We start from the raw sequence: 14,653 nt of genomic DNA on the forward strand, positions 1-14,653 counted from the left end.
CCCCCATCCAGTTGAAAGCCACGCCAGTGTTCAGGCGTTTCCCGGTGGCGTCAATCCGTGCAGGAACGACTTCTTCCGGTTGCGGATTCTTCCGTTCGATGCAACACACCGAAGACTGCGCGAACAGCGGCGTGTTGCATCAAGCTGTTGAAGCGAACATTCCCTCGTTTGTGGACTCTGCTCCACTTACCCCTAGCAACGAAGATCCATCTCGGCAGCATGCTGACGTCGTGCCGCAAGGCCGAAGCCGCGCAGGTTCAACGCGCGGCTTGGAGACTCCTATCCGCCTTCGCCTGGATCTTGTCCTTGTCGGCTTCGATGACGTCGTCGGCAATCGCGTCGGGCAGGATGTCCTCCAGGCATCGGATCGGGCGATACGAGTACGCGGCCACGCTCCACAACACCACGAACGCGCCTGACAGCATCAGGATGAGCCCAATGCCACGGCCGGGGCCCATGCCGGTCAGCCAGGCAAACGTCGACGCCCACTCCCCTCCCTTCGCCATCAGGGGCTCGAAGACCCGGTCGGCGAGCGGGCCGGCGGCCAGATAGCCGAGCGGTACCGTGGCCTCCATCAACATGAAGTTGGTGGCGATCACGCGCCCCTGCAGTTCCTGGCCGACCTTCGCCTGGATGGTGGAGATCCAATGGGCGTTCGCCAAGGCCAGGGCAAAACCAAAACCGAACATGCCCAATGCCTGGATCAACACGGCGGGGTTGGAGCCCGCGATGGCGATGCACAATCCGGACAGGAGCACGCTGCCCAAGGCGCCGTCGATGCGACGACGGGTGCCGCCCCAGATGCTCATCACGGTGCTGCCGGCGAGTATGCCCGCGCCGTTCGCCGCCATGACGACGCCCAGCGACGCCGGATTGCCGGAAGCCAATACGAGTGGCGTGACCAGGGATTCGATGAGTCCGGCAACGAAGTTGGCGATGGTGGTCATCAGGATCATCGCAACCAGGCTGTGACGCTTGATGATGTAGCGCCAGCCTCCGATCATTTCCTTGAAGAAAGGTTCCTCTCGCCGCTCGAACAGGCTGTCGGGGAGTCGCACGGAAAGAAGCGCCGATACGGCAATCAGGAAGGTCACGAAGTCGGTCATCACGATGCCGCCGAGACCGATCAGGCCCATCAACGCACCCGCCAACGCCGGACCGAGGAAAGCGCCCAGGCCGGTACCGAGCTGCACGAACCCGTTGGCCTTGCCGTAGTACCGCTTGGGCACGATCTGGGTGACCACGGACATGTACGCCGGCAACCGGAACGCATTGGCCACCGCGATCACCGCAGCGATGACATAGACGTGCCATATCTGCAGATGGTTGGTCCAGATCAGGGCTGCCGTGGTCGCCGTGGATAGTCCGGCGAGGCAGTTGTTGACGACCATGATCTTCTTTCGATCGATGCGGTCGGCGAGCGTGCCCGCGATGGGAGCAAGCGCGATTGCCGGCAGGATGATGAAAACCATCATCAGGGCATAGCTCGAGACCAGGGCGGTCTTTTGATAGACCCAGACACCCAGGGCAAAGGAGGTCAAGGTACTTCCGATCACCGAGATGATCTCGCCGATGGCGACGGTGAAGAAGGTCCGCAGGCTCGGTTTGGCGGCCGTCTTTTCAGTTTTCGCGGGCGCCTCATCGAGGTGCGGTTTCGCCATCGGTTCCGGCAGCGCGACCGGCTCTTCCCGGGACTGCGCAATGCCGGCCTCGATGATCTCGCCGAGATCGCCCGGTTGGTGCTTGATGAAATAGTGGCCGGCCTTCGGGATCACCGCATAATCGACGGAGTCGCTGAAGTATTCCCACTCGCGGTAACGTTCCTGATACAGCGCGGTGGCGCGATCCATTTCCCCGATCACGCTGGTCACGGGCGTCTTGAGCTTCTGGAACGGCGCGCTGTAGAGCTGGGTGTAGAAGTCTTCGATCTCCTGGTGCTCGCGCACGAAGTGCCCCATCACGAAGTCTTGCTGGGCCTTGTCGATGATCTCGTCGAAGAAGCCGAAGGATTTGAGCAGGTCGAAGGCTGAGCGATCGGACGCCCACTTGTGGATCGGGAAGACCCTGCGGAAAAACTCGAACACCTTTCCGGACAGGTGCGGCGTCGGGAAGTGCCCGCCGATGAAAAGCCTCGAGATCTCCACGCCGGCCTGCTCGAGTTCGGCCGCAATGGCAATCGTCAGTGCGCCGCCGGCGCAGTGGCCGTAGAACGCGATCGGTCCGGTCACGTCGCGGCGTATTTCTGCGGCGCAGCGACGGGCGATTTCCTCGAGAGGCAGCGTCTGCTCGTCGCGTCGACCGAAATCGTGCCCCGGTATCTCCAGACCCAACACCTTGCAGCCCGGCGGCATGACCCGGGCCAGCGGCTGATACGAGATCGGCCCACCACCGGGGAACGGGATGCAGATGAGCGTCAACGTCCTCTGTTCGGCGGGAATAGGCTTGGTGAGTTCGTGCAGCATCCCATCCGATGTCGACCTGCCGCCGGAGATGCGCTCGGCAAGTTGTCGCACGGTCGGATACTTGAACAGCTCCGTGACGCCGATGCCGCTGCCGATCCGGCCAACCACACGGAAGGCCTTGAACGATTCGCCACCGAGGTCGAAGAAATTGTCGTTGATGCCGATGTTCTCGATGCCGAGAACCTCGGTCCAGATCTGGGCAATACGGGTCTCTTGCTCGTTGCGCGGCGCCTGGAAATCCGACTCGGCACGGATGGGCGCTAGGTCGGGTGCCGGCAACGCCTTGCGATCGAGCTTGCCGTTGGGCAGCAATGGCATGGATTCCATCCAGACAAAGGCCTGGGGGACCATGTGCTTGGGCAATTGCGCGGAGAGGTGCGTCCTGAGCACTTCGGCTTTGAAGGCCTGCGGCGCCACATAGTAGGCGACGAGGGCTTTGTCGCCGGGCACGTCCTCACGCGCGAGCACGAGCGCCTCGCGAATATCCGGGTGCTCGGTCAATTTGGTCTCGATCTCGCCGAGCTCGATGCGGAAGCCGCGGAACTTCACCTGGTGATCGTTGCGGCCGAGAAACTCGATGTTGCCATCGGGCATCCAGCGGACCAGATCGCCGGTGCGGTACATGCGCGCGCCGGTGCTGCCGCAGAACGGATCGCGCACGAAGCGTTCCGCCGTCAGCTCGGGACGATTCACATAGCCGCGCGCTACGCCCGCCCCGCCGATATAAAGTTCGCCCGCCACGCCCACCGGCACCGGGTGCAGGTGCGCATCGAGGATATAGGTCTGCGTATTGCCGATGGGCTGACCGATCGGTGCGTTGCGATGAAGATCCTTCATCGGCGCGTACGCGCTGGAGAACACCGTGGTCTCGGTGGGCCCATAGCCATTGACGATCCTCACTCCGCGTCCCGGCTTGGATGACTGGATGCGATGCAGCGTCGATTCCAGCAGCGGCTCGACGCCAACCAGCAGGTAGTCGAAGGGAAGCTCCAACCCGGAGCCCGCCATCAGCTCATCCATCTGGCGAACGAAGAACGGCGGCAGATAGGCGAAGTTGATTCGATGCTGCGCAAACCATTCGAACAGCAGCGTCGGCTCACCGCGGATATCGTCGGGCACGATGTTTACCGTCGCGCCCACGGACAGCGGAACAAACAGCTCGAACACGGAGACGTCGAAGCTGAAGCTCGTCCACAGCGACGCCTGCAGGGGCGTGGTCTTTTCCAGATCCTCGAAGCGATGCAGGCAATCGGTCATCAGGTTGATGACGTTGCGGTGCTCGACCATGACGCCCTTGGGCGTTCCGGTGGAACCCGATGTGTAGATCACATAGGCGAGGTTGGGAGCATGGAGCCCGATCGCATGCGTTGCTGGATTCGTGTCCGGCTGATCGGCGAAGGACTGCGCCAGGTCGAGCACGGGCATGTTGCCATCGAGCGCGTCGGCTACGCCCTCGGGCAGATCGCCCAGCGTCAGCAGCGCCTTCGGAGCGCTGTCGGCGAGGATGTGCCTGAGTTGCTGCTGCGGATAGGTGGGGTCCATCGCTACGTAGGCAGCGCCGGCCTTGAGCGTTCCCAGTAGCCCGACCAGCATGTCGAGGCCCCGCTCCAGGCAGATGGCCACGCGGTCGTCCGGCTTCACGCCGATGGCTCTCAGTCGATGGGCCAGTCGATTCGCGCGACGGTTGAGTTCGGCATAGGCAAGGGTCTGGCCCTTGAAGGCGATAGCAGTTGCCTCCGGCGTGCGCGATACCTGATCTTCGAAGATCTCGTGCACGCAGCGGTGGTTCGGATGCGGCGATGCCGTGGCGTTCCATGCTTGCGTGACGAGCGCGTGCTCCGCCTGGCCGAGGATCGGAATCGACGCGAGCGGACGAGCGTCGTTCTCGGCCATGCCGGCGAGCAACGCCTGGTAGTAGCCGGCTATCCGTTCGACGGTCTCCCGCTTGAACAGTGCCGTCGAGTACTCCAGCGCGCCTTCGAACTGCCCGTTCGATTCGCGCAGCGATATCGACAGATCGAACTTCGCCACCTTGTAGCTCGTGCCATCCAACGGCTCGGACGTCACGCCCGGCAACTGCGGACGAAGTCCGCCGTCTTCTTCCCAGGAGAACGCCACCTGGAACAACGGGCTGTGCGCGACATTGCGAGCAGGATTGACCAGCTCAACCACCTGCTCGAAAGGCAGGTCCTGGTTCTCTTGCGCGCCCAGCGAACAGGCCCTCACCCGTCCGAGAAAACCGGCGACCGTGGGGTCGCCCGATAGATCCAGTCGCAGCGCCAGGGTATTCACGAAGAAACCGATCAGGCCTTCGATCTCTGCACGGCCGCGGTTCGCCGCAGGCGTGCCGATGACCACGTCGTCCTGCCCCGAAAGCCTGGACAGGAGCGCCGCCCATCCCGCCAGCAGCACCATGAAGGGCGTCGCTCCATGACGTAGGCCCATGGACTTCAACGCCTTCGTGACCGTGCCGCTCACCACCAGCGGCACGGAGTCGCCCGCATAACTTTGCTCGGGAGGGCGTGGGTAATCGATCGGCAAGGTCAGCAGTTCCGGCCCGCCAAGCAGGGAGGTTTTCCAGTACGCCTCCTGCTTCCTGAGCAACTCCCCGGACAGCCATGTTCTCTGCCACACCGCATAGTCGGCGTAGTGCAGTTCCAAGGGCGGCAGCGGATCTTCTTCGCCCTTCGCGTAGGCCTCATAGAGTCGGCCCAGTTCAGCGACGAACACTCCCATCGACCACCCGTCCGAGACAATGTGGTGCATGGTGATGAGCAGCGCGTGACGGTCTTCCGCTTCGCGTACAAGCAGACCGCGAATCAGCGGGCCGTGTTCGAGGTCGAAACGGGCCGCGATGTCAGCGTTCGCCAGGCGTACCATCTCTTCGGCGTTGGCGGCTGTCTTTTCCGTCAACGCGAAGCCGCCTTCTGTCGGCGATGCAATCCGCTGTCTTGGCTCGCCATCGATGGCAACGAAAGCGGTGCGAAGCGATTCGTGACGCACGACGATGCGATCGAGCGCCCGACGCAGCGCCGCCACATTGAGCGGCCCCTCTAGTTTCAGCCCGTAGGGCACGTGGTACGCGGCGGCCGCACCGTCGATCTGCGCCAGGAACCACTGCCGACGCTGGGCAAAGGAGGTTGGCAGCAATTCCTCGCGGTCTGCTCTGGTCACCGGTGGAAGCTGGGCAGGCACTGCCTCGGCCACCAGGCCGGCCAACTCAGCCAGCGTCGGGTGGCTGAACATGGCGCTGATCGGCACGTCGACATTCAACTTCACGCGCAGCCGCGAGACCACCTTGGTGGTCAGCAGCGAATGTCCGCCGAGTTCGAAGAAGCCGTCCCGTCTTCCAATCCGCTCGACCTTCAGCAGCTCCGACCAGATGGCCGCGAGTGCCGTTTCGAACTCGCCGACAGGCGCTTCGTAATCGCGTGAGGCGTAAGCCGTTCCCTCGGGAGCGGGCAACGCCTTTCGCGCCAACTTGCCATTCGGGTCGAGCGGGAAGGCTTCCATTCGAATGAAAGCCGCAGGAATCATGTGCCCGGGCAGACGATCGGACAGATGACCGCGGAGTGCCTCGGCCTTCAAGTCGGTTCCACCGACGTAATACGCGACGAGACGCTTGTCGCCAGGGACGTCCTCGCGTGCGAGCACAACCGCTTCTTGCAGCCCGGCATATTCGCGCAACCGGGCTTCGATCTCGCCGAGCTCGATGCGGAACCCGCGAATCTTCACCTGGAAATCGTTGCGCCCCAGGAAATCGATGGTGCCGTCCGGACGCCAGCGGCCCAGGTCACCCGTCTTGTACATCCGGGCACTCGCATCCGTGCTGAAAGGATCGTCGAGGAAACGCTCGGCGGTCAGCGCGGGCCGATTCAGGTAGCCGCGCGCCACGCCTGCGCCACCGATGTACAGCTCGCCAGCGACGCCGACAGGCACCGGCTCGCCGTGAGCGTCGAGGATGTAGATACGGGTGTTTGACATCGGCCGGCCGATCGGCGGCGTACCGGCGAAGTCCTGTGGGCAGTCGTACAGGGACGCCACCACCGTTATTTCGGTCGGGCCGTACGCGTTGACCAGGCGACGCCCGTTCGCCCATCGCCGCACGATGTCTTGCGTCAGCACGTCGCCGCCCACAACAAGCAAGGTGAGCGTCTCGAGAGCTTCCTCTGCGGGAATGCCGGCCAGCACGGCAGGCGGGAGCAGCGCGTGCGTGACGGCGGCCGAACGGATGCACTCGACCAGGCTGTCCCCGGCCAGGGGAATGTTCGATGCAGGGATGACGAGCGTCGCACCGCTACTGAATGCCAAGAGCATCTCGAAGACGCAGGCATCGAAGCTGTAGGACGCAAACTGCAGCACGCGGCTGCCCTGCCCTGTCTCGAAATGCGCGGCTTGGGCTGCGATCAGATGGCAGGCGCTTTGGTGCTCGACCATCACACCCTTGGGCGTTCCCGTGGAACCCGAGGTGTAGATCACGTAGGCCAGATTCGCCGGCAAGAGCCCAACCTCTGCCGGCGGAAGATCCGTCGTGGCGCACTCCGGCAGCGCGTCGAGATCCAGGATCGGCACGTCGCCTGCGATGTCGGGACAGTTCCCCTTGACCAGCAACATGACGGGCGCGCTGTCGTCGACGATGTACCGCAGGCGCTCCATTGGATAGTTCGGGTCGAGCGGCACGTACGCGCCGCCCGCCTTGAGGATGCCGAGAACACCGATCACCCGTTCGAATCCGCGGTCGATGCAGATCGCCACGCGGTCGTCCGGTTTCACGCCCAGGGCGCGCAACCTGTGGGCAACTTTGTTTGCCGCGACGTTCAGTGCCTCGTAGCTCAGCGAAGCTTGGCCAAACTCCAGGGCCACGGCCGTTGGAGCAAGCCTGGCTTGCTCCTCAAAGAACTCATGGATGCAGCGATCCCGGCGATAAGGCGCGGCAGTCGTGTTGAAAGCTTCCACGACTTGGCCGCGAGCCTCCACGGAGAGCATCGGCAAGCGGCTGACGCTCAACCCATCGTCCGCAACCATGCCTGCCATCAGCGTTCGATAGCAGCTGGCGATTCGTTCCATCGTCGCCGGATCGAACAAGGATGTGGCGTACTCGAGGGTGGCTTCGACGGTGGATGGGGATTCCTTCATCGACAAGGTCAGGTCGAATTTGGAGATCAGGTAATCCGCCGGCCTGCGTGGCGTTACTTGCAGGCCCGACAATGCCAGAGCCTCCTGGTCATCCTTCTCCCAGGTGAACATCACCTGGAACAGCGGGTTGTACGCCAGGGACCGGGTGGGATTCACCAGCTCAACGACTTGTTCGAACGGAAGATCCTGATGCTCTTGGGCTTGCAACGCTTGCGTCTTCACGCGCTGCAGGAGCTTAGCCACCGAAGGGTCGCCGGAGAGATCCAACCGCAACGCCAGCGTGTTGACGAAGAAACCGATGAGCCCCTCGATCTCCGCCCGTCCCCGGTTGGCGGCCGGCGTGCCCACGACGATATCGTCCTGGCCGGCGAAGCGGGATAGCAGGATCGTCCAGCCCGCAAGCAGCGTCATGTACATGGTGCCGCCGTGGCGCGCACTCAGCGCCCGCAGGGAACGCGTCAGTGCTTCGTCCAGGACGAACGACATGCGTCTGCCTGCGTAGCTTTGCTCCGGTGGCCTGGGACGATCCGTCGGAAGCGAAAGAAGTTCCGGCGCGCCAGCCAGCGCGGATCGCCAATAATCCGCCTGCGCTTCCAGCAGACGTCCCGAGACACAGGCTTCCTGCCAGACCGCATAGTCGGCGTACTGCACCGTCAGCGGCGGCAGCGGATCGGAGGCGCCCTTGGCATAGGCGTTGTAGAGCGCGCTCAGCTCCTTGGCGAACACGCCCATCGACCAACCGTCCGAGACGATGTGATGCATCGTGATCAGCAGCGTATGCAGATCGTCCGACTCGCGCAGCAGCCGGCCGCGAACCGGCAGCGCCCGCTCCAGATCGAAGGGCGCCAACTCTTCTTCCCTGGCCAGCGTGACCAGGTCCTCGGGCGTCCTCGCTTCCATCTCGAGCAAGGGAAAGCCATGTTCTAGTGCCGAGCCGATGCGCTGCACCGGCTCGCCATCGACTCGCACGAAGGTCGTGCGCAAGGCCTCGTGGCGTTCGATGATCCGATCCAGCGCGCGGCGCAGCGCCGGCCTGTCGAGCTGCCCCTGCAAGCGCAACGCGTAAGGGATGTGATAGGCCTCGCTGCCACCCTGCATCTGCGCCAGGAACCACAGGCGCCGCTGGGCAAACGACAGCGGGAGTTTTTCATGACGCTGTGCCTTCGCCACCGGCGGGAGCCGGTCGGCGGCGGCACCCGACACCAGGCGCGCGAAGTCGGCGAGTACGGGCGAGGCGAAAAGCGCGTTCAATGGAACGTCGACATGGAGCGCCGTTCGCAAGCGCGAGATCACCTGCACGATCAGCAGGGAGTGTCCACCCAGCGCGAAGAAGCTGTCGCGGCGCCCGATCCGATCCACCTTGAGCAGTGCCGACCAGATCGAGGCAATGAGCGTCTCGGTCTCGTCAGCGGGGGCTTCGTACTCACTCGTCGCATAGGCGTCCGCGTCAGGAGCAGGAAGCGCCCTCAGGTTGAGTTTTCCATTGGACGTCAAAGGCAGCGCCTGCATCGGCACAAAGGCCGCCGGCACCATGTAGGCGGGCAATCGGCGAGAGAGCTGACTCCTGAAGTCTTCGGCAGCGATGGTTCCGCTCGCCACTAGGTAGGCGACCAATTGCTGTTCGCCTGCCCTTCCTTCGCGCGCGACAACGGCGGCCTCTCGAACGGCAGGATGCTCCAACAGCACCGCCTCGATCTCGCCAAGTTCGATGCGAAAGCCGCGAATCTTCACCTGGAAATCGTTGCGGCCCATGAACTCGATGGTTCCGTCCGGCAACCAGCGTCCCATGTCGCCGGTTTTGTACATTCGCCCCGCGGGATCGTCGCCAAACGGATCGGCGACGAACTGCTGCGCGGTCAGTTCGGGGCGATGCAGATAGCCTCGCGCCACGCCCGCGCCGCCGATATGAATTTGCCCCACCACGCCCACTGGCACGGGCGTGTCATGCGCATCCAGGATGTATATGCGCGCGCTTGCGATCGGGCGACCGATCGGCACGCTGGTGCCCACGGCGTCCGTTGTGCAGGGATGCATCGTGGCCCAGACGGTACCTTCGGTCGGTCCGTATTCGTTGAACACGGCGGCCTGTGGTTCGCGCAGGGCCGACTTCGCCAGGAGCGTGGGTGGACAGGCCTCGCCGGCGACGATCACCTTGGTCAGGCGTTTGTCACGATGCTGCGAATCGCAGAAATCAAGGTAATTTCCGTACAGCGAAGGAACGCACAGTAGCGTGTCGATCCTTTGCTCGCGCAGCATATCGTCGAGCTGCGAGGCATCCCGGATCACGGACTGCTCCGCCACCACCAGCGTGCCCGCGTTGGTGAGCGTTCCGAAGATGCCCGCCACGGAGCTGTCGAAGTAGATGGGAGAGAGCAGCAGGAACCGTCCCGTCTCCCCATAGACGGCATGCCGCGCACGTGTCGACGCGACGAGGTTGCGATGTTCGACCATCACGCCCTTGGGCTTGCCCGTCGAACCGGATGTGTAGATCACGTACGCCAGATGCTGCGGCTTCAGCCCGGTCTCGGCCGCTTCGAGGTTCGTCTCGGTATAGCTCTCGAACGAGAGCGACAGATCCACCACGCGAAGGTCTTCGGCCAGACCGGCCACGAGGCCCTCAGGCAGCTCGCCCATCGCCAATAGCGCGACAGGCGCACTGTCCGACAGCAAGTGATGCAGACGCTCCACCGGGAGCGAAGGATCCAAGGGCACATACGCACCGCCGGCTTTAAGCACGGCCAGCGACCCCACGATCATCTCCAGGCTCCGCTCCGCGCAGATCGCCACCAGGCTGTCCGGCCCCACTCCCAGTGCGCGGAGTCGATGCGCCAGCCGGTTGGCTCGCGCATTCAGTGCTGCATAAGTGAGCGCCTGATCCCTGTAGACCACGGCAACGGCGTCAGGCGTCTGGCGTACTTGCTGCTCGAACAGTTCGTGGATGCAAAGCTCGCCAGCATCCGGAAGCCCCAGGGGATTCCAGGCCTGCAGCACCAGGGCATGCTCGGTGTCGGAGAGAATCGGGAGGTCGGCAATTCGCGCGGCATCGTTCAACGCCATGCCCGCAAGCAGCGCCTGGTAATACCCGATCATCCGCTCGACGGTGTCCCGCTCGAACAGCGCCGTCGAATATTCCAGTTCGCCGTGGATCCCTGCACGCGTTTCCCGCATGGTGAGAATCAGGTCGAACTGCGTGGTCCGATGGTCGACGTCGAGCGGCGATTGCTCGATCAATCCGGGGAACTCGAGGCGCAGGCCGTCGTCGTTCTCCCATACGAACATCACCTGGAACAGCGGGCTGTAGGCAAGGCTGCGGACCGGATTAACCAATTCCACCACGTGGTCGAACGGAACGTCCTGATGCTCCTGCGCCTCGAGCGCCCGATCGCTCACGCGTCGAAGGAGTTCGGCGACGGTGGGGGCATTCGATAGATCTACCCGCAACGCCAGCGTGTTCACGAAGAACCCGATGAGTTGCTCGATCTCGGCCCGCCCGCGGTTTGCTATCGGCGTGCCGATGACGACATCGTCCTGCCCCGAGAGCCGGGAAAGCAACGCAGCCCATCCGGAGAGAAACGTGACGAAACGGGTGGTGCCCTGCCGCAGGCTCAACGCGCCAAGTGCCCGCGCTTGCGATGCCTCGAGCGCGAAATCGATCTTCGCACCCGCAAAGCTTTGTTCATCCGGGCGCGCATGATCCAGCGGCAAGGTGAGCAGTTCCGGCGCGCCTGACAACGCGTTTTTCCAGTAATCGCCCTTGGCTCGAAGAAGATCCCCCGAGATCCATTCCTTTTGCCAGGTCGCGTAATCCGCGTACTGGATGTCCAATGGCAGCAGTGGATCGTCCGCGCCCTTCAGGAAAGCGGCGTAGAGGGCGTTCAGCTCATGCATGAAGAGCCGCATCGACCATCCGTCGGACACGATGTGATGCATCGTGACCAGCAGCGCGTGGCGGTCCGCGCCCTCGCGAATCAGCCGGCCGCGGATCAGAGGACCATTTTCCAGATCGAAGGGCTGCGCCGCCTCGTCGTTCGCCAGCTGCGCCAGTTCCTCGGGCGACCGCGCTTCCTGCTCAAGCAGATGCATGCCGCCTGCCTGCGCGGCGACGCGTTGCATGGGCGCTCCGTCGACTACGACGAACGTCGTTCGCAGCGCTTCGTGGCGTTCCACGATGCCATTCAGGGCGGACCGAAGGGCGATGACATCGAGCGCGCCCCGCATCTTCCATCCAAAAGAAAGATGATAGGCCTCGCTCGCTCCCTTGATCTGGGCCAGAAACCAGAGGCGCCGCTGCGCAAAGGACAAGACCTCGCACGCCTTCCGCTCCTGGCGGATCACCGGAGGAATCTGCACGGGAACGGCGCCAGCCACCCGCTCTGCAAATTCCCAAAGCGTATCGCTGGTGAAAAGCGCCCGGAACGGCACGTCCACATGCATCGCATCGCGCAAACGCGAGATGACCTGCATCGTCAACAGCGAGTGCCCGCCGAGTTCGAGGAAATTATCGTTTCTGCCGACGCGCTCCAGCTTGAGCAGCTCGGACCAGATCGCTGCAATGGTGATTTCGATACCGTTGCGCGGCGGCTCGAACGCGCGGCTGGTGAAGGCCTCGTGGGACGGCGCGGGCAAGCGCTTCGCATCCAGCTTGCCGTTGGACGTCAGCGGCAGCCTGTCCAGTTGGACGAACGCCGCGGGCACCATGTAGTCGGGAAGATGGTCGGACAGGTGCTTCCTGAGCGCATCGATCTCCAGGCGCTCGGCGCCCGAGACATACGCTACGAGGCGCTGGTTTCCCGGCGAGTCCTCCCGTGCAAGCACGGCCGTTTCCGTGACCCCGGGATACTCGGCCAGCTTCGCCTCGATCTCGCCCAGCTCGATGCGAAAACCACGCACCTTCACCTGGGAATCGTTGCGCCCCAGGAATTCGATGGTTCCATCGGAAAGCCACCGCCCAAGGTCGCCAGTCCTGTACATCCGCGCCCCGGCAAAACGGCTGAAGGGATCCGCCAGGAACCGCTCGGCCGTCAGGTCGGGATTGTTGAGATAGCCTCGTGCCACACCGGCGCCAGCGATGTGAATTTCCCCGGGCACGCCCACCGGCACGGGTTGCCGATGTTCATCGAGCATATAGATGCGCGTATTGGCGATCGGGCGGCCAATGGGCGCATGCCGATGTCGTTCGGCGATCTCCTGGTACGCCGTGCAGAACACGGTCGCCTCGGTCGGCCCGTAGCCATTGACGATCGCCAGCCCCGGCGTGACGCTTTGAATCCAGTGCAGATCAGCTTCGGATAGCGACTCCACACCGACGAGAACGTGTTTGAAGGGAAGCTGCCGTCCGGAGTTCTCCAACAGCCCCTTCAGATGGCGCACAAAGAAAGGAGGCAGGAAACCGAAGCTGATCTTTCTGCGAATGAACCAGTCCAGGAGCGCGGATGGATCAGCTCGAATGGCATCGGGAACGATATGGAGGGTTCCGCCCGCCGAGAGGGTGGCGAAGATCTCGAATACGGATACGTCAAAACAAAAACTGGCCCACAGGGATGCCTGGAACGGATGGCTTTCTCCAAAGCCTTTACATCGATCCGTCCAGTCGAAGATCAGGTTCACCAGACTTCTGTGCTCGACGGCAACCGCTTTCGGCGTGCCTGTCGAGCCCGACGTATAGATCACATAGGCCAATGAGCCGGACGTCGAATCTCCGCTGGCAGGAACAGGATTTGTATTGGGTTGATCGTCAAAATCATCCTGCAAATCGAGTTCCGGGATGCCATGTGCCCAAACGTGAGCGCCTTCACCCTTTTTAAGCAGGACCGTTGAACCACTGTCCTCGAGCATGAAGCTCAGGCGGTCTTCGGGATAGTCGGGATCGAGCGGTACGTAGCAGCCCCCTGCTTTCAGAATGGCGAGAATCCCGACCATCATCTCGACACCGCGCTCCACGCAGATCGCCACGCGCGTATCTGGTTTCACGCCCAGCCATTGCAGCCGATGGGCGAGACGATTGGCCCGGGCGTTCAATTCGCCGTAGGAGAGCTGCCTATCGCCGAACACCACCGCGTGTGCAAGGGGATTCCGGGTGGCTTGCTCCTCGAAAAGCATGTGAATGCATCGGTCGCTCGGATACGGCGCCTCGGTCGCATTCCACGTGTCGATGACCAGGCAACGCTCGGCATCGGAAATCATCGGCAGGCGCGTGATGCACGCCGTCTCATCGGCCAGCATTCCCTCCAGTAGGACGCCATAGTTCGCAACGATGCGTTCCACGGTTTCTCGCTTGAACAGGGAGGAAGCGTAGGAAAGACGGGCCGATATCTCTCCGTCATGGTGATGGATCAACAGGGCGAGGTCGCAAGCGGCAGCATCACGCTCATGGCCAACCGGTGCACGAATCGAGCGAGGCGATTGCCCTGTTTCGTTGCCGCCCTGATCGAGCGCAAACATCGTCTGAAACAAGGGATGATACGAAGGATTTCGAACCAGGCCGGTTAGATCGATGATCTGGGCAAGAGATAGGCTGCTGCTCTCTCGTGCATTGCGCGCTTCGCTCCTGCTGCGATCCAGGAACTCGGCCACGGTCGGTTGACCCGAAAGATTTAGCCTTAGTGGAAGCGTGGGCGCGGAAGATTCATTCGGCGCTGTTCCATCCAATGCACCGCAGGTCGTCCCGACAACGACATCATCCTGACATGAAAGGCGTGCAATGAGCGCTGCCCACGCAGCCAGCAGCGATATGCATGGTGCTATCCCGCGATCGTGTTCAAGCCTTTCAAGGCCGTCCCTTACCGCCCTGCCGAACGTGAAGGTCACGACACCTTCGGCACCGTCCCCTATCGCGGGGCGCGGGAAATCCGTGTGTATCGTCAGGCGTTCCGGCGCACCGAAGAGCGTGGTTTTCCAGAAGGCTTCCTGCTTCTGGGGCGATTGATCATTCCGTCCATTGCCACTGCTCAATTCCCGCTCCTTGTGGAAAAATGAATCGTGTCCTTCACATAACTGACGAGCATAGTTTGCGTGCGCGCACTTCCGCAACCGATGCTGCGATGACATGTTTCAAT

Annotated in this window: 1 protein-coding gene; it reads right to left on the reverse strand. The window is 62.8% G+C overall.

The window, feature by feature from the left end:
* Positions 1-257: 257 nt before the first annotated feature.
* Positions 258-14,645, reverse strand: a complete 14,388-nt coding sequence (locus tag ACN9MB_RS14505) for an amino acid adenylation domain-containing protein (protein WP_426269376.1) — start codon at positions 14,643-14,645, stop codon at positions 258-260.
* Positions 14,646-14,653: the final 8 nt, after the last annotated feature.

This window comes from Dyella kyungheensis (assembly GCF_049913195.1).
Lineage (GTDB): Bacteria > Pseudomonadota > Gammaproteobacteria > Xanthomonadales > Rhodanobacteraceae > Dyella > Dyella kyungheensis.